Annotated in this window: 12 protein-coding genes; 5 read left to right on the top strand and 7 right to left on the bottom strand. The window is 37.7% G+C overall.

Annotated elements, in window-relative coordinates; translation table 11 throughout:
* The first annotated feature begins 378 nt into the window (after window positions 1-378).
* Entirely contained in the window at window positions 379-1,608 is a 1,230-nt protein-coding gene (locus CQZ96_RS07020; RefSeq protein ID WP_105714507.1) for a lipase family protein, read from the top strand.
* 102 nt (window positions 1,609-1,710) lie between these two features.
* Here CQZ96_RS07020 and CQZ96_RS07015 read toward each other — a convergent pair whose 3' ends face one another.
* From CQZ96_RS07015 to CQZ96_RS07005, 3 genes are all read right to left on the bottom strand, one after another.
* Complete coding sequence (locus tag CQZ96_RS07015; protein ID WP_105714523.1) at window positions 1,711-3,069, bottom strand: nucleobase:cation symporter-2 family protein; 1,359 nt, start codon at window positions 3,067-3,069, stop codon at window positions 1,711-1,713.
* Between the two features lie 335 nt (window positions 3,070-3,404).
* Window positions 3,405-4,589, bottom strand: coding sequence for a YbfB/YjiJ family MFS transporter (locus tag CQZ96_RS07010; RefSeq protein WP_105714506.1), 1,185 nt, complete (start codon window positions 4,587-4,589; stop codon window positions 3,405-3,407).
* A gap of 262 nt (window positions 4,590-4,851) precedes the next feature.
* A complete protein-coding gene (locus CQZ96_RS07005; protein WP_105714505.1) occupies window positions 4,852-5,427 on the bottom strand; it encodes a flavin reductase family protein in 576 nt (191 codons plus the stop codon).
* 196 nt (window positions 5,428-5,623) lie between these two features.
* On the opposite strand from CQZ96_RS07005, the gene CQZ96_RS07000 reads away from it, so the two are divergent.
* Entirely contained in the window at window positions 5,624-7,015 is a 1,392-nt protein-coding gene (locus tag CQZ96_RS07000) for an L-cystine transporter (protein WP_034612245.1), read from the top strand.
* Window positions 7,016-7,213: 198 nt separating this feature from the next.
* Here CQZ96_RS07000 and CQZ96_RS06995 read toward each other — a convergent pair whose 3' ends face one another.
* Window positions 7,214-7,543 carry a hypothetical protein gene (locus CQZ96_RS06995; protein ID WP_004721915.1) on the bottom strand — a complete coding sequence of 110 codons (330 nt, stop codon included), beginning with the start codon at window positions 7,541-7,543 and terminating at the stop codon, window positions 7,214-7,216.
* A gap of 187 nt (window positions 7,544-7,730) precedes the next feature.
* On the opposite strand from CQZ96_RS06995, the gene CQZ96_RS06990 reads away from it, so the two are divergent.
* Both CQZ96_RS06990 and CQZ96_RS06985 read left to right on the top strand, forming a co-directional pair.
* Window positions 7,731-8,561, top strand: a complete 831-nt coding sequence (locus CQZ96_RS06990; RefSeq protein ID WP_105714504.1) for a PhzF family phenazine biosynthesis protein — start codon at window positions 7,731-7,733, stop codon at window positions 8,559-8,561.
* Window positions 8,562-8,711: 150 nt separating this feature from the next.
* Window positions 8,712-11,486 (top strand): M16 family metallopeptidase, encoded by a 2,775-nt coding sequence (locus tag CQZ96_RS06985; protein WP_105714503.1) that lies wholly within the window; start codon window positions 8,712-8,714, stop codon window positions 11,484-11,486.
* Between the two features lie 174 nt (window positions 11,487-11,660).
* Here CQZ96_RS06985 and CQZ96_RS06980 read toward each other — a convergent pair whose 3' ends face one another.
* Window positions 11,661-12,440: a ferredoxin--NADP reductase gene (locus tag CQZ96_RS06980; protein ID WP_004721908.1), complete on the bottom strand. Its 780-nt coding sequence runs from the start codon at window positions 12,438-12,440 to the stop codon at window positions 11,661-11,663.
* Window positions 12,441-12,539: 99 nt separating this feature from the next.
* Here CQZ96_RS06980 and tsaA point away from each other — a divergent pair, with 99 nt between their 5' ends.
* Window positions 12,540-13,268 (top strand): tRNA (N6-threonylcarbamoyladenosine(37)-N6)-methyltransferase TrmO, encoded by a 729-nt coding sequence (gene tsaA / locus CQZ96_RS06975; RefSeq protein WP_105714502.1) that lies wholly within the window; start codon window positions 12,540-12,542, stop codon window positions 13,266-13,268.
* A gap of 92 nt (window positions 13,269-13,360) precedes the next feature.
* Here the strand turns inward: tsaA and CQZ96_RS06970 are convergent, their stop codons facing one another.
* Window positions 13,361-14,830 carry a CHAD domain-containing protein gene (locus CQZ96_RS06970; RefSeq protein ID WP_105714501.1) on the bottom strand — a complete coding sequence of 490 codons (1,470 nt, stop codon included), beginning with the start codon at window positions 14,828-14,830 and terminating at the stop codon, window positions 13,361-13,363.
* Window positions 14,831-15,014: 184 nt separating this feature from the next.
* Window positions 15,015-16,475 (bottom strand): CYTH domain-containing protein, encoded by a 1,461-nt coding sequence (locus CQZ96_RS06965; RefSeq protein ID WP_004820133.1) that lies wholly within the window; start codon window positions 16,473-16,475, stop codon window positions 15,015-15,017.
* Between the last annotated feature and the right edge of the window lie 108 nt (window positions 16,476-16,583).

Below are 16,583 nucleotides of genomic sequence, written 5' to 3'. Positions count from 1 at the left end.
TAATTAAAGCTCTGCTTTTTTTATATTTATATATGCTCATTTATACGGTTTTATAGAAGATTTGACTGGATTTTGATCAAGGCTATTAAAGTATGATCGCTATTTATCTCAACTGGCATTCGTGATCACATTTTTTGAGCTATTTCTATGATTCACAATGATGTATTTCTGCGTAATTCGTGGAATGGTTGAATGACTGGTGCTGGCGTTTCTATTGTATGAATTTGGTTTAAGCGAATTTAAATTAAAGATAAGCATTTGTATCTATATATTATTTTACTATTTGGTTAAAAGTATCCTAGCAAGATACATTTTTTTATGTTTAATTAGTAGCTTGAACACGGAGTTGTTCAAACAATAAAAACTGAGGACTTAGTAATGAAAGCATTATTTAAACGGACATTATTGGCAATGACCTGTGGTTCAGTATTATTTTTAACTGCATGTAATGATGACGATAATAACTGGAATAACTGGGGTTCAAATAAGAATTATGTATCTGAAAATACATATAATTCAGATGTAATCAATGAGGCTACATCAGTCAAAGTCATGACTTATAATATGCCAAATGTACTTGGTGAAACCAAAAAAGCCACAGCAATGGTTTTCATCCCCAAAACAACACGACCTACTGATGGTTGGAAAGTTGTGGTTTGGGAGCATGGTACAGTCGGTGTGGGTGATAGTTGTGCGCCAAGTCGAAATAAATTTAACCCACGATTTAAAAATATGGCGCAAAGCCTATTAAATGAAGGTTATGTCATCATTGCCCCTGATTATGAAGGCTTGGGCACACCAGGTATGCATCCGTATTTAAATTTAAAGAGTGAAGCAAATTCAGCGATTTATGCAGTGAAAGCATATAAAGAGCGCTATGGTAATCAGATTAATGGTCAGTGGATGTCTGTCGGACAATCGCAGGGTGGGCATGGTTCTTTAGGAACTGCTGAGCTTTCCAATACCGACTCCAACTACAAAGGTGCTGTCGCAGGCGCACCTGCCTCAAGTTTAGGTGATATTATTTCTGTCGTTGCGCCACAAGCAATTCAAAGACTTCTTCTAGATGGGAAGGTGGCTACGGCGGTTGATGTTTATGCAGAATTATTGACATATACTGCTTATGCTACTGTGGGTATAACAGCAAGTGAGCCTAAGTTTAATTATCGAGAAGTTTTTAAAGAGCGTTCAAGAGATATTGCTGCAGAGGCTGAAGGTTCAACAGGTGAAAATGGCTTATGTTTCGATGACTTACATAAGAAATTTTCCGATGATATTCGTGATTATATTGTTAAAAATCCTAGCAAAACCGTTTTAGACTATCCTGCATTGGTTGATACTTTCCAACAAAATCCGACGGTAAAAAAATTCTTAGCTGAGAACCAACCTGCAACCAAGAGAATTAATAGCCCAGTAATGATTATTCAGGGTAAATTAGATATGGCAGTACCTTATCAAGTGACTGAAAAATTACAGCAAGATTTAAAAAATATGGGTACAGATGTGACGTTCTTACTTGTAGATGAAGCTAACCATATTGAAGCGATTGTTGAAAAAAATCCTGAATTGGTTGCCTTTATTAAACAGCATATGCCAACCACAAAATAATGGTTTTAAGAAAAGCATGCAGTCATTTGCTTTTCTTGGCGGTTAAATAGAGCGTCGTAAGTAAAAAAGCAGAGTTTTTATTAAAGCTCTGCTTTTTTTATCTCAATGTATGGCCGTTTGTACATTTTTGACCGAAGATCGAACAGATTTTTTACCAAATGAAAGGTGATTAAAGAAAATATTGAGTAATACTGCTGCTATACATGTCGCACTTATTCCTGAATGAAATAAAGTTTGGAATACTTTGGGAAAGGCATGAAAGAAATCAGGGCTGATTAAAGGAATTAAGCCGACACAGATCGACACAGCAACAATGATAAGATTGGATTGGGTTTGATAATCCACTTTAGATAATGTACGAATACCGCTTGCTGCAACGCTACCAAATAAAACAATACCTGCGCCACCTAAAACAGGCATCGGAATCGCAGCAATTAAACGTCCGAAAATCGGTAATAAACCCAGTACAACTAAAATAGCACCACCCGTTGCTACCACAAAACGGCTTTTAACACCTGAAATGGCAACCAGTCCCACGTTTTGAACAAAAGCACATTGCATAAATGAACCAAATAATGGCGCAATCGCAGAAGATAGCATGTCTGCTCTTAAACCATCTGCCAAACGATGACTATCCATTTTTGTATCAACAATTTCACCAATCGCTAATAGGCTGGCTGTTGTTTCAGTAAGGATCACGATGGTCACGATACACATGGTTAATATCGCGGACATTTCAAAGCTGGGTAGACCAAACGCAAATAGATGTGGGAAAGCAAATAAATCACCATTGCCCACTTTTGAAAAGTCGGCAACACCAAGCAGGATGGTAAAAATTGCACCAACAATAATTGAAATGAGTACGCCTAGGCGCGCCATTGTAGCTGAACCAAAGCGACTCACCACAAGTAGTACGCCGAGGGTAAAGGCTGCAATCCCTATATTTTCTAGTGAGCCCCATTCGGGTGCTTTAGGGTTACCGCCCATAATCCAGCGGATTGCAACAGGTAAAAGTGAAATCCCGATAATGGTAATAATTGAACCCGTCACAATCGGTGGAAAGAAACGCACTATTTTTGAGAAAAAGGGGGTAATCAATATCCCGAAAATAGAACTGACAATCACAGCACCGAAAATCGTTTGAATATTTCCCCCAGTTGTACCAATCGCGATCATGCTTGCGACAGCAGCAAATGAAGTGCCTTGTACAATTGGAAGTTTTGCACCAAACCACTTTAGCCCAAGCGTTTGTAGTAATGTTGCCAAACCACCCACAAGAATAGATGCTGTAATTAATAAGGCAATTTCAGCTGCATTTAGACCAATCGCTGTACCTACGACCAAAGGTGCTGCAATCAGACCACCATACATGGTGAGTACATGCTGTAAACCAAATGTCAGGTTCTTTCCTGCACTTAAAACTTCATCTTCAGGTTGAATTTTTTTAATTTCAGTATTCATCTTAAAACCTTTATGACTTTGCCATCCCTGCATTACAAAGAGCAATTTATATGCCAAATGGTCAACAACTGTGAGCAAAGTGCTTTAAGTGAAAGCTAAAACTTATGTGTTTGAGATTGATATTTAAATTATTTCTTTGTGCAAAGCCGATTATTTTATGGTGGATAAAGCTTAGCGTGTTTAGATTGGCGCGATTCTAAAACGAAGCACTAGGCTTCTTTCATCTGTCCTTTTTTAAAGCATAGATTAAGATAAAGCACCCCCATCCTGATCTTTTTCAAAGGGGAGGAGAAGCTTTTAATAGCGATATGATTCACACAACATGATCATTTATTTTAGCTTTTATGCAGTTGTGCTTGATGGGTTTGAGAATAAATAAAAAATTGTGCTGTACCTACAGCGAGTACACCTGAGGCAAGTATAAATTGCTGATGATAGGAAACACCCCAATGTTGCAAGCTACTAAAACAGATTCCACCAACCAATTGAGTTACAGCAAAAGCTAATGTTGCTATGCTCCATAGTTTTTTATAGGCCACATGATAAAGGTGTAAAATGGTATATGAAGTAAGGAAAACCACAGCAGGATTAAGCAAACCAGTAAAAAAGGATGATGTATAGGTAAGAATTGGATGGGTTGAAAAAATCGCAATAAAGATTGCTAAAACATATAGGCTATATAATATTTTTAATGCGGTAAAATTGCCAAATTTTCGTGCCAATAAGTAAGCACTAATTGCACCTAAGGCACTGCCTGAACCATACAAAATCCAATTCAAGTTAATTAAATATAGATTAAGATGCAGGGTGTTTTTAAGATAATCAATCCAAAACAATGAATGGGGAACATAGGCAAAAGCGCTAGAAGCATAAACAATCAGCAAACTAAAATACATGCCATTGACTGTCCCCCTCTGATTGTTTGCTACGCTGATATGATCTAGATGATCTTTAAACAGATTGAGTAAATAAACAATGATCAAACAAATGACAGTAGAAAACGAAAATAAAATCATCCATGCAGATTGTGTGTTGATTCTGTCGAGATAAGGCAAAAACAGGGTTGCCAATAACACCCCAAGACCAATACCACTAAAGCCAATGAAGTTGATGGTTAAACGTTCTTCAGCTTTGCTGCAATGTGCAACGATACTGGGAGCTAGGATCATCAATAAGCCACCACTGATGCCTGAAATGACACGCCAAAAGACATACCAGCTTTCGGGAAGACCTGAAAAAGCACAACTGAGTAAACTCACCGTTCCAGAAAATGCCGCCAAAATGATATATCGAGGCATGGTAAAGTTTTGAGGCAGTTTCATTGCCCAAAATGCACCAATTAAATACCCCAACAAATTTGCACTGCTTAATATACTGGCAAAACTGGAGTCCCAATGATAAGCAAGACGGGTAGAGGGCAATAATGCAGTATAGGAAAATCGGAGAATGCCAATGCCTAAACACATACACAGGCATAGAAAGATACTCAGCTGAATTTTATTCGATCCGATCTTGGTCATTGTGCAGATTATCCATTTTCCGTTAATTCACCTTAAGGTGAATTTAAAAAAATGACAATAAATAATCAGTATTTAGTTTGGGAATAATCAGGGCTTATTCACATAACTTAACCAGTTGGTAAAATCGAAGCTTACTCTGCGATAAGTATGATTAATATGATGGGCTCAGTCTGTTTAGATTATTGAACAATTATGAATTAAACGTGATTTAGAACAGATTGACCCATCGACAAGCAAATTTCGTAAGGATTAAGCCTATAGATTATAGATTGGCATCTACAGGGTCTCCGATCGTATAGTAATGTCCACCTGCAACATGATGTAGGCTTTTCCATTCAGCGCCAACTTCATGGTAATACCAGTGACCATTGCGAAATACACGATCATCCGCATACGCAGCGACGACTTTGCCTATAAATAAATCATGGCTTTGTTGATTATGCGGTTCAGGAATCAGTTCACAGATCAACCATGCAGCGCAGCCTTCAACAGCAGGGAGCTGAAATCCCTCAAATTGGAAAAGTGGCGTATGGCAGTGTGAGAGTTTTTCAGGGTCATTAAACTGACTGATTGAGCCTAATTGTTGTACCAGCTTAAGTTGTTTGAGTGTCGGTACCTGTAGGATGAAATGCCCTGACTTTTCAACTAATTCACGAGTTTTTGTACTTTTGTCTAAAACCACACTCACTTTGGCAGGCACAAGTTCTAATGCACAAGCCCAAGCTGCTGCCATGACATTTTTTTCGTTTTCATACTGGGCTGAGACAAGCACGGTTGGACCGTGATTTAACAGGCGATAAGCCTTAGAAAGTTCAACAGTTTGGATATGTGAATTCATGAGATGGCCTATATTCTGGGTGTTAGTCTTTATTTGTATAAGCTTATACAAAAAATTCATGAGTGCGCTAAAGTCATGTTTTTATTATTAATAGTGCATGTTGAGAAAACAACACTTAAATATCAAAAAATGCTAAAGACTATTGGATATTTCACAATAAGCTTATAATAAAACGATCAAAACTATTGGAACTCGAATGAACTATACGCTCATTTTGAATATTGTCATATTCATTGCCTTGATCATACTGCTGATGCAAACCAGAAAGACAGATTGGAGTCTGGCTAAAAAAGTGTTTGCCGGTTTATGTTTAGGTGTGGTATTTGGGCTAGGATTACATTGGGTTTATGGTACAAATTCTGAAATTTTAACCGAGTCTATTCAATGGTTTAATATCGTTGGAAATGGTTATGTTAAGCTTTTGCAAATGGTGGTGATGCCATTAGTGCTGGTCTCGATCCTGAGTGCTGTGATTAAGTTACATAATGCATCCTCATTAGGCAAGATTAGTATTTTTAGTATTGGTACATTATTAATCACCACGTTTATTGCCGCTTTGGTTGGCGTGTTTGTGGTCAATCTATTTGGATTAAGTGCGGCTGGTCTTGTACAGGGGACACAGGAAACAGCTCGTCTTGAAGCAATTCAATCTGAATATATTGGTAAAGTCACAGACTTAAATGTACCTGATTTTATTTTATCTTTTTTGCCGACAAATCCATTTGCTGAACTCACTGGGGCACATCCAACCTCAATCATTAGTGTGGTGATCTTTGCTACGATGCTCGGTTTGGCAGGGCTTAACCTGATCAGAGATGATGCCGAAAAAGGCCAACGTATCGTCACTGCAATTGATACTTTGCAAGCGTGGGTGATGAAGTTAGTTCGATTGGTGATGACACTTACACCTTATGGTGTATTTGCCTTGATTACGAAAGTCGTGGCAAGTTCTAAAGCCGCTGACATTGTTAATCTCGGTGGTTTCTTGGTTGCCTCTTATCTGGGTCTAGCTATCATGTTTGCAGTACATGCAATTGTATTGCTGCTGACAGGCGTTAATCCAATCCGATTCTTTAAAAAGGTTTTACCTGTATTAACCTTTGCTTTTACCAGCCGTTCGAGTGCGGCAAGTATTCCATTAAATATTGAAGCACAAACTCGCCGTTTGGGTGTGCCTGAATCTATTGCCAGCTTTTCTGCTTCATTTGGTACAACGATTGGGCAAAATGGTTGTGCGGGTTTATATCCAGCAATGCTTGCGGTGATGGTTGCCCCAACAGTGGGGATTAATCCACTTGATCCGATCTGGATTTTAACTTTAGCTTGCGTGGTGACTTTAAGTTCAATTGGCGTTGCAGGTGTCGGTGGTGGTGCAACCTTTGCTGCACTGATTGTTTTACCGATTATGGGTTTACCTGTGACTTTGGTGGCTTTGCTGATTTCCATTGAACCTTTGATTGATATGGGGCGTACTGCGTTAAATGTTGATGGTTCGATGACTGCAGGTGTTGTGACCAGTCAATTGATGGGGCAGACAGATCAAAGCATTTTGCTTTCAGATGAGAGAGAAGAGTTAAAACATAGTTAACCCATTTTTCTATATTATTTAAATGCCATAAAAACACCTAAATTACATTTAGGTGTTTTTTTCAACTAAAGTTTATCAAACATACTCTGATTCATTAAACGCATATTCATTAAAACAAGGCAAAGTATTCACTACTCGAAATAGCAGTTTATCGATCACTTTCTTACAAATATGATGGCCTGCTGGCGCTAAAACGTTCTATTTTGCTGCTTGATTACACTCAGCCAATTCTTTTGAATTTTTTGTCCAAATTTTTCCAGCAGAATTTTTATAGAAGGTGATTTTCCCAATTCGGGAGACCAAACTTTGACATGAGTCTATTGAAAGTTGATTGCCCCAAGGACCAGACATCCGACATACAGTACCATCGCATTTCCAAACCACATTAGGGCCATTCTCTATCGGTACGGTAACTGTCCCTTTATGTGTGCTTCCAGCAATCCAAATGGTATCGGCTGCAAAAGTCAGTGGAGAACATAGGATTAGGCTACTTATAACGACGCTTCGGAGTTTTATGCTTATTTTCATCGTGCTTATTCCATAATTATTGATCTAGGAAAGGTTATAAACTTCAAATGAATCTATAAAACAGGTGTATTTTGAATGGTCAATACGATCAAGCTAGAGTTTTAACTGTAACCATTTTAAAACATAGACTGTATCTGTAATCATTTTTAGTATCACTTAGAATAGATTAAAATGAGGAGTTTTGACAATGAAAATGTACCAAGTTGATGCTTTTACACAACAATTGTTTAAGGGCAATCCTGCTGCTGTATTGGTCTTAGATGACTGGCTGGATGATGCTTTGATGCAAAATATTGCCTTAGAAAATAATTTGGCAGAAACTGCTTTTGTAAAACGCATTGATGATGAAAATTATCAAATTCGCTGGTTTACCCCACAGGTTGAAGTCGATTTTTGTGGACATGCAACCTTAGCTTCAGCTTTCGTTTTATTTAAAGATCATACCCAAGCGAAGACGATTCATTTTCATGTTAAAGGTTTGGGTATTTTTATCATCCAGCAAGCTGAGGATGGAAAGATCCAGATGAATTTCCCGATTCGTCAGCCGCAAAAAGTGATCGATTATCCAGAATTATTGAATCATGTCATTGATCAGCCTTTTAAAGAAGTCTACCTCAATGCGCAAGCTTATATTCTAGTTTGTGAATCTGCACAAGACGTGATAAATGCAACACCAAACTTACCCAATATCCGAAAAATTGCAGAACAATATCATGTGAGTACCGCATTAACTGCGGAGTCTGCAGGCTATGATGTGACCATTACCGCAGCTTCAAACGATTATGATTATGTGGCTCGCTATTTTGCCCCGCATAAAGGGATAGATGAAGATCCTGTAACAGGTTCAATGCATACTGGTTTAGCGCCTTTATGGGCTGAAAAGCTGGGTAAAACACAACTTATCGGTTATCAAGCATCAGCGCGCGGTGGAAAATTGTTTTGTGATATTCAGGACAGTCAACGTATCGAAATTTCAGGCTATGCACAGTTATTTATGCAAGCTGAGATTTTTATTTAAATTGATTTTAAGCTAGACATGTTCAAATCATTACAAAAGCCGTTGAAATAAACGGCTCTTTTTTCAAAACTTTACTATAAATTTTGTTCAGAATTTCTTAAGATGTTTAGCTTATAACTGTTTAAAATTTAAAAAATTCTGGATTCTCCTATGCTCATGCAGTTGAAAAAACTCACCTTGTCGCTTTGTATTCTTGGTTTTAGTGCGTCTAGTTTTGCTCAAGCCATCCTTGTTAAATCTGAACATAATATCGAAGAATATAAGCTAGAGAATGGCTTTAGAGTTTTACTTGCACCGAATGATAAAGAAAGTAAAGTCTTTATGAATACGGTTTATTTGACTGGTTCATTAAATGATCCACAAGGCAAAGGTGGTCTTGCACATTTACTTGAACATTTAGCGTTTAAAGGCACACAAGATGTAAAAGGCGAAGAATTTCAACGCCGTTTAGATCAATATACGTTAATGACCAATGCCAGTACCGATTATTATTCGACTAAATATACCAATATTGTACGTCCAGACCAAAATACCTTAAACGAAGTGATTTATTTAGAGTCACAACGTATGGACAAATTGGTGCTTCAAGAACAATTCGTTCCTTCAGAAATCAATATTGTGATGCGTGAACGCGAAGTGCGTATGGATCAGCCTTTTGCTGTGCTGATGGATCAAATGTGGAAAGCAGCCTACGGCAACAAGTCATTAGGTCGTTTACCGATCGGTGATCTTGCTGAACTACAGTCAATTAAAATGAATGAATTGAACAAATTCTATAAAGACTGGTATGCACCGAATAATGCGGTGATGGTGATTGCAGGTAAATTTGATAAAGCAGAAGTTTTAAAAGCCATTGATAAAAACTTTAGTGCAATTGCTGCACGTAAGATTCCTCAACAAGCAATAGTGCCTTTACTTGATTCTTCAACCATAAAAAATCGTAATTTTGTGGTGAAAAAGGGCAGTGATCTTGCCAAATTCAATATTTATATGAATGGTAAGAATGAAAAAATTCAGCCAGTATTAGCACTTGCACCATATTTATATACCTTACAACCGAGTGGTCATCTATATTCCAGCATGGTAGAAACTGGCGTCGCGACCAATGTCCAGTCAACAACATGGTTAGATGATGATTTTAACTTGGTATTTATGGGAGCAATATATGCGCCAAACCATGATGCCCAAAAAATTGACAGTGCGTTAATTGCCGGTGTAGAAAAAAATAAAAGTTTTGATGATGTTGAATTAAAACGAGTTAAAAATCTGATCCAGAATGCCAATGAAAGTTTATTGACCAGTGCCGCTGCTGTCGGTGGTATGTTGAGTGATTATGTGGTGTCATCGCATGGCAATTGGGCACAATATTTTAAAGATCAACAGGCCATTCAAAAGTTAAGCGTAGCTGAAACTAATGCAACTTTAAAAGCATTTTTAACTGAGCAGCACCGTTTTAATGGTGATATTCAACCGACACCTGAAGATCAGAAAAAGGCCTTGGAGCAAAAGCAAGCTGCTGAAAAACCAAAAACTTTAGATCAACAAGCTGCTGCAGTAGAACCGTTAAAAGATGTCAGTGTTTATCAAGCTGAAGTTGCTCAATATGTTGAAAAATCGAAACAATATTTAACTGCAACAGAGAAAAAGATTCAACGTGGCACTTTAAAAAATGGAATGAAGTATGCTTTATTCCCAACCTCGACACGTGATGATAAAACCTATGCAACCATTGAGGTCAATTTTGGTACAGCTGAATCTTTAATGAATAAGGCACAAATCCTCGATTTTACGGCTTATTTATTATTACGTGCTTCTGAGCAATATAGTTTACAGAACATTGCAGATAAAACTATTGAAGCAAGTGGTGGAGCAACTGCGACTGCATCGGATAACGGGATTACCATTCAAATTTCAGCGAAAAAAGAAAAATTTGAAGAGTTCTTTAAATATATCGTGTCGGTGATGAAGAGCCCTAAATTTGAACAATCGCAATTTGATTTAATTAAATTACAAAGCTTATCTAGTTTGGATCGACCATATACTGAGCCTGAAACAGTATCCTCTTTAACCATTGCACGCTTACTTGAAACCTATCAGCCGGGTGATTTACGTTATCATTTTGAACCAGAACTGGCTAAACAACAGATTCAAGCAGCAACCAACCAACAAGTTGTCGATTTATATAAAACATACTTTGCAATGGACCATGCCTTTATTTCTATCACTGGGCAATATGATGCAAAACCGATCAAGAAGTTACTTGAGCAACAATTTGGAAATTGGTCAGCTAAACAACCTTATCAGCGTCTATCAACAGAATTTACCACTTATAAAGCGCAGAAAGTGCATGCCCTTTCAGAACAACGTGAGTTTGGCAGTTATCAAGCTTTGCAGACCTTGCCTGTAGGTGTGGACAATAAAGATGCCGCAGCACTGATTGTCTTTAGTTATATTTTGGGTGACTCGCAATTGTCTTCTCGTTTAGGACAAGAGCTTCGTGAAAAAAATGCGTTGGTTTATGGCTTTGGTAGTCAATTAAACTTGGACTCTTTTAATGAAGCAGGTGCATTGTCGATCGAAGCCAATTACACAGCAGGGAAATCTGCTGAAGTATCGCAAGTGGTGCGTAAAGTGCTGAATGACTTATTAGCGACAGGAGTAACCAGTCAGGAGTTGGAAGCGGCTAAAGCCAATATCATGAAGCAACGTGTGACGTCTTTAGAAGATGAGCGCGTAATTCATCGTATGTTAAACAGCCAGCTTGAACGCAATAAGAAAATGGATAGTCGTGCTTTAAGAGATCAAGAGTTTGCTCAATTGACCAAAGCAGATGTGGATGCTGTGATTAAGAAGTATATTAAACCTGATCAATTGGTTGAAGTGATGGCTGACCAATATGGTCAAGCTCAGAAAAATCTAAATTGATGATTTAAATTATTGAATCACTCAAGGAAAGCCATACATTTGTATGGCTGTTTTTATCACTATACAAGATCTATAAAAATGAGCTATCAAGCTGTACTAATTTATATTGATTAAATTCAAAAAAACCGAGGTATTTAACCTCGGTTTTCAATTTAACGCTGCTTGAAAAATAAATTATTTTTCAACAAAAGCGCGTTCAATCACGTAGTCGCCTAAAACACCCATTTTAGGGGATTCTTTCAGGCCGTGTTGGTCAAGAAGCTCGACAACATCGTCAAGGAATGCTGGGCTACCACAAAGCATTGCGCGGTCAGTTTCAGGATTAAAACGTGGTAAGCCAATTTTTTCAAATAATGCACCAGATTCAATCGCAGTAGTTACACGACCTTGGGTATGGAAATCTTCACGGGTTACAGTTGGGTAGTAAACCAATTTGTCTTTAATACCCAGCTCTTCAAAAAACTCATTGTTTGGAAGTTCATTGAGAATCAGGTCTTGGTAAGCCAATTCAGAAATAAAGCGTGTACCATGTACCACGATGACTTTCTCAAAACGCTCATAGGTTTCTGGATCACGAATCGTTGATAAGAATGGTGCTAGCCCCGTACCCGATGAAAGAAGGTATAAGTTTTTACCCGGATTCAAATCATCAAGCACTAAAGTACCTGTAGGTTTTTTAGAAATTAGAATTTCATCACCAACTTTTACTTTTTGCAAAATAGAAGTTAAAGGACCATCAGGCACTTTAATTGAGAAAAACTCTAATTCTTCTTCGTAGTTAGCGCTTGCAATAGAATATGCTCGCATTAAAGGCTTACCATTGACTTCAAGACCAATCATCACAAATTGACCATTTTTAAAACGTAATGCGGTATCACGTGTGGTCTTAAAACTGAATAGAGTGTCATTCCAGTGGTGTACGTGAGTAATCTTTTCGACGTTGAAAGCAGCCATTAAAGGTCTCAATAAATTATCAAATTAGAACAGCCTGCTATTCTAATCTAAAATCATTCTCGATAAACTGAATATATTTAATTGAACTTATCAGAAAAAATGATTATGACTGAGTTAAGTCTCCCGATTATTGGGATTATGCGTTCTCCTTATGTTGAAAAATTTGGTATTCCTCGACAACCAAATCTGGTTCAGGTGGAGTCTTTTATCGAAATGTATGCACCCTACAATGTCTTGGAAGCATTCGAGGGAATCGAAGAATTTAGTCATTTATGGTTGGTCTGGCAGTTTCATGACAATAAAAATCAACAAGATAAAGATAAGTTCCGACCTCAAGTGAGGCCACCACGTTTAGGTGGAAATAAAAAAATCGGTGTATTTGCAACACGCAGTATGTATCGCCCAGCACCGATCGGTTTATCTGTAGTACAACTTAAAGCTGTCAAAAAAGAGGGGAATGCAGTTCGTGTATATGTGACAGGCAGTGACCTTTTAGATGGTACGCCGATTATCGATATTAAACCTTATATTCATTATTCTGATGCTGTGGATGCGGCGCAAAGTGGTTATGCCCAGCATGAGCCTGTTCGTAAACAGGTTATTTGGTCTGAGCATGCTCAGCAATTAAAAAGTAAATTTCTTCAAACAGCTGACATGGACCCAAAATATATCGCTGAACTTGAGTCTGTACTGGCTTTAGATCCTCGACCAGCTTATCAGCATGATGATGCGCGTATTTATGGGATGCGTTTTGGGCAATTTAATATTAAATTTAGCTGTGCAGAAGAGGCGATCCTGATACAGGGCATTGAGTCGTTCAGTTATTGAAAACGTGATTCCATATCCTGCTTAAAAACTTATGCGCTTTTGTCCGCTGTGATCGGAGCATCTCGGTTTAAAGAGCAGGATAGTAGCTACAATTACTCTAAAACGGCTGTCTTGGCAAACTGCAGCAAATCTTGTTGTGATTTCAGCAAAAGCCGTTGCTGTTCTGCGGCAATCCAGCCCAAAGCAAACCAGACTTGGGGTTCTGTTTTGACCAATTTTTTTAACACATCTTCAGCAACAATCAGGTCATTGTAGAGACCTAAACTTTCTTGAGCAGGCTTTATAGCTTTTAAATATTTTTTGACTTGGCTTTTATCCGATAATGATGCAACAAACTCAATACTATAACGCAAACGCTTTAAGTTTTTACGAGTACGGTGCCGTGCTTCGATGTCTAAATTTAAATAGTTTTCTGCGTCAGTTTGAATTTTGCGATGTAATTGTCTAACTTTTTTAAATGCTGCTTTATGTACAGCTATTTGAGATTTTTCACTTGATTCTTGGGCAATAAATTGAATTAGGGATAGGACCAAATAATTAAAATTAAAAGATCTAAACAGTTTGGTTAATTTTTGCGAATCGACATCTTGTGGTTCTGCAAGTTTAAACTTAGGTGCACCAGCAGCCTCAAGCTGAGGTAATAACTCCTCTCGAATCATATCTAAATCACGAGCCGAACCGAGTTGTCTAAATAGTTCGGTTAACTGTGTTTGCCAAGTGGGATCGATATGCAAAGACCAATTTGAAAAGGTTTTTAAAGCACTTCTTAAGCGACGAATTGCCACACGTGCCTGATGAATATGTTTGGAATTAAAGTTTCCAGATGCAATTGCTGTAGTGTTGGGGAGTAGATGCGATAAGCAATTATTCACGATCTTTTTTAATGCATTCTCAGGGTGATCCTTTGAATCAAGAACAAGTGGCGTTTGCAACTGTACGGGATTGTCTGGAGAGTTTTGTGCAAGCTGAAAACCTTGCTGTGCTTTGCTACGGGTATCAAGCCATAAGTTATAGCGTTTCATCCGAGGTAAGATAAAAGAAATGAGATCTTGAACAGTGCCTTGTTTCAGTTCAAATTCTAATTCACGTAATGCGAGACGCTGTTGATGGGCGATGATATGACCATGATCATAACTGACTTCAATTTCACTATTTTGAAATTTAAATAAGCTGAGCTTTCTTTCGATGTCTGTTTGAAACTGAACTTCTAATCCATCTTTATGTTGCTCTAATAAGTGTTTAATATTTTTAGCAATATGCTTATTGCTGAGATAGTTTTTTAGATCTAATCCTGTTTCCACGTTTCCGATATTTTCCTCAAATTCTGCACGTTTGAGTCTTTGTTCTGTTGGAAGTTTGAGGGTTTGTACCCATTGCTGATTTTCTTGATCATCTTCAAGGCGTTGACGAAGCGAAATGGAATGCTCAGACAAAATAAATTGTGCCGTATCATAGTATTTGGCTTGTAAGTGCTGAATATTGGTATCTTTTCTTTGAAACGCTTTAATGAGCATTTCTTGCTTTTCTTCAGGTATTTGGAATTTCAATTCAATTTCAAACATGCTTATCGTTCCATTCTTATTACTTATTCTCTCGATTTTAATCCGATAAATTGTTTTTTTTGAGTTTTTAATGAATGATTACAAATTCGCAACGTGAATACTCACGCGACTACAAATATTCAATTTTATGCAGTATTTAAAGAGATGATTTTATTCAATAAAACCATCTCTTCTCGCTGCTGATTTATTTTAAAAACTTACGGCTGACCAAGAACTGTTCCGTCGCTTCAAGCAGTTTTTCTGCATAAGCTTCTTGTTTTGCGGTAAGCCAGCCTAAGGCAAACCAATCACTAGCTTCTAAGTCAGTTTGTTGTAGGTAAGATGATGATGAAGCAAGCACTTGATATTGCTCACATGCTTGTTGAGCATCATTTAAAGATTTCGCATATTTCTGCAAGTTTTTAACATCATAGATATTGGTTAGGATCGGAAAGCTAAATTTTAATTCATTTAAATGCTGAGCCAGCGCTTCTAGACTTTCAAGGTCAGATAGATCGGCTTCATTTAAACTTTCTTGTAGTTGTCGATACTGATTTTGCAATGTATTTTGCGCAAACCATTTTAAGTCATGGGTTGGCGCTTTCGCAGACTGTCCTAAACTGAACATGAGTAATTCTAAATAGTGCTGCACATTTTGAGTTGATTTGACCAAATTGATGAGTTTTTCATTGGCATACAAAATATCCCGATCTAAACTTTGCGCCGTTTTCGGATTTTGCAGTAAAGCACCTAATGTGCGTTGCATATGTTCAAAATGCTGTAAGTTTTTAAAGTGACTCTCAAACGCTGAAAGTTGATGTGACCATTTATCCGTTTTGGTATCTGTCCAATCTTTAAACAGAGAAAGACTTAAATGTAAATGGTGTAGGGCAGTCTGTGCTTGAATAATATGTTCAGGCTGGGCAACCTGTGCAGAAATCGCAGCAATATTGGGCAATAAATGCTGTAATTGACTGGCAATAAGCACCCGTAAGTTTTTATCTGCAGTGTCTTTTTTATTTAAAATGGTTTCTTTGCTGAGTTGTGCTGGACTGACTTTTTGATCCACAGTCAATAAGTGTCCAAACTCAGCTTTGCTACGTACATCGAGCCACAAATGATACTTTTTAACCCATTCAAAACTAAAGGCTAAAAGTGATTGAATTGAGCCACTTTTTAACTCAAATTCTACTTCATGAATTTCTTGTTTGGCGGTTTCAGTTCTGACTTCACCAATATCGAGGCTGATTTCAATTTCAGCATCTTCAAACTGAATCACACGGATGGTACGTTGGATGTCAGTTTCAAATTGTAATTGAAGTTCGTCAAATTTATCCCCCAATGCATTTTTTAAAACAGCAAGTGCTTCGGGTTTATTCTGGTAAATATCAAGATCTAAATGTGGGGCTTCAGCAAGTTCACCTAAATCAATATTGTCTTCAAAGCGTTGTAAATGGCTTTTGGTGGCGGCTTTTAATGTTTGTACCCAACGCGTTCCTTCTAAGCGTTGACGTAGTGCAGCGCCGTGTTGGGACATCTGACGATCAGGCGTGTCGTAGTATTTTGCTTGTAATTGAATAATTTGGGATTTTTTAGGATCTAATGCTTTGAGGAGTGCATTGCGGCGGGCTTCCGGAATTTGAAACTTTAATTCAACTTCAAGCATGTGAGGGTCCTAAGTGTTAATCATGGTTATTAGAGAGTTAAACATTCTTGAATGTTTAATCTGGCATTGTAACTTAAAATGTGTCATCAGAAGACTTGTATAGCGTGC

This window comes from Acinetobacter sp. MYb10, assembly GCF_002980175.2.
In the GTDB taxonomy this organism is placed as follows: domain Bacteria; phylum Pseudomonadota; class Gammaproteobacteria; order Pseudomonadales; family Moraxellaceae; genus Acinetobacter; species Acinetobacter guillouiae.
Note: the sequence above shows the minus strand (reverse complement) of the source record. Positions and strands in the feature narration are given on the sequence as shown.

Coding starts and splice junctions, on each gene's coding strand:
- CQZ96_RS07000 (WP_034612245.1), top strand. CDS start 5,624: ATGAACTATACGCTCATTTTGAATATTGTCATATTCATTGCCTTGATC.
- CQZ96_RS07005 (WP_105714505.1), bottom strand. CDS start 5,427: ATGAATTCACATATCCAAACTGTTGAACTTTCTAAGGCTTATCGCCTG.
- CQZ96_RS06995 (WP_004721915.1), bottom strand. CDS start 7,543: ATGAAAATAAGCATAAAACTCCGAAGCGTCGTTATAAGTAGCCTAATC.
- tsaA (WP_105714502.1), top strand. CDS start 12,540: ATGATTATGACTGAGTTAAGTCTCCCGATTATTGGGATTATGCGTTCT.
- CQZ96_RS06970 (WP_105714501.1), bottom strand. CDS start 14,830: ATGTTTGAAATTGAATTGAAATTCCAAATACCTGAAGAAAAGCAAGAA.
- CQZ96_RS07010 (WP_105714506.1), bottom strand. CDS start 4,589: ATGACCAAGATCGGATCGAATAAAATTCAGCTGAGTATCTTTCTATGC.
- CQZ96_RS07020 (WP_105714507.1), top strand. CDS start 379: ATGAAAGCATTATTTAAACGGACATTATTGGCAATGACCTGTGGTTCA.
- CQZ96_RS06990 (WP_105714504.1), top strand. CDS start 7,731: ATGAAAATGTACCAAGTTGATGCTTTTACACAACAATTGTTTAAGGGC.
- CQZ96_RS06965 (WP_004820133.1), bottom strand. CDS start 16,475: ATGCTTGAAGTTGAATTAAAGTTTCAAATTCCGGAAGCCCGCCGCAAT.
- CQZ96_RS06985 (WP_105714503.1), top strand. CDS start 8,712: ATGCTCATGCAGTTGAAAAAACTCACCTTGTCGCTTTGTATTCTTGGT.
- CQZ96_RS06980 (WP_004721908.1), bottom strand. CDS start 12,440: ATGGCTGCTTTCAACGTCGAAAAGATTACTCACGTACACCACTGGAAT.
- CQZ96_RS07015 (WP_105714523.1), bottom strand. CDS start 3,069: ATGAATACTGAAATTAAAAAAATTCAACCTGAAGATGAAGTTTTAAGT.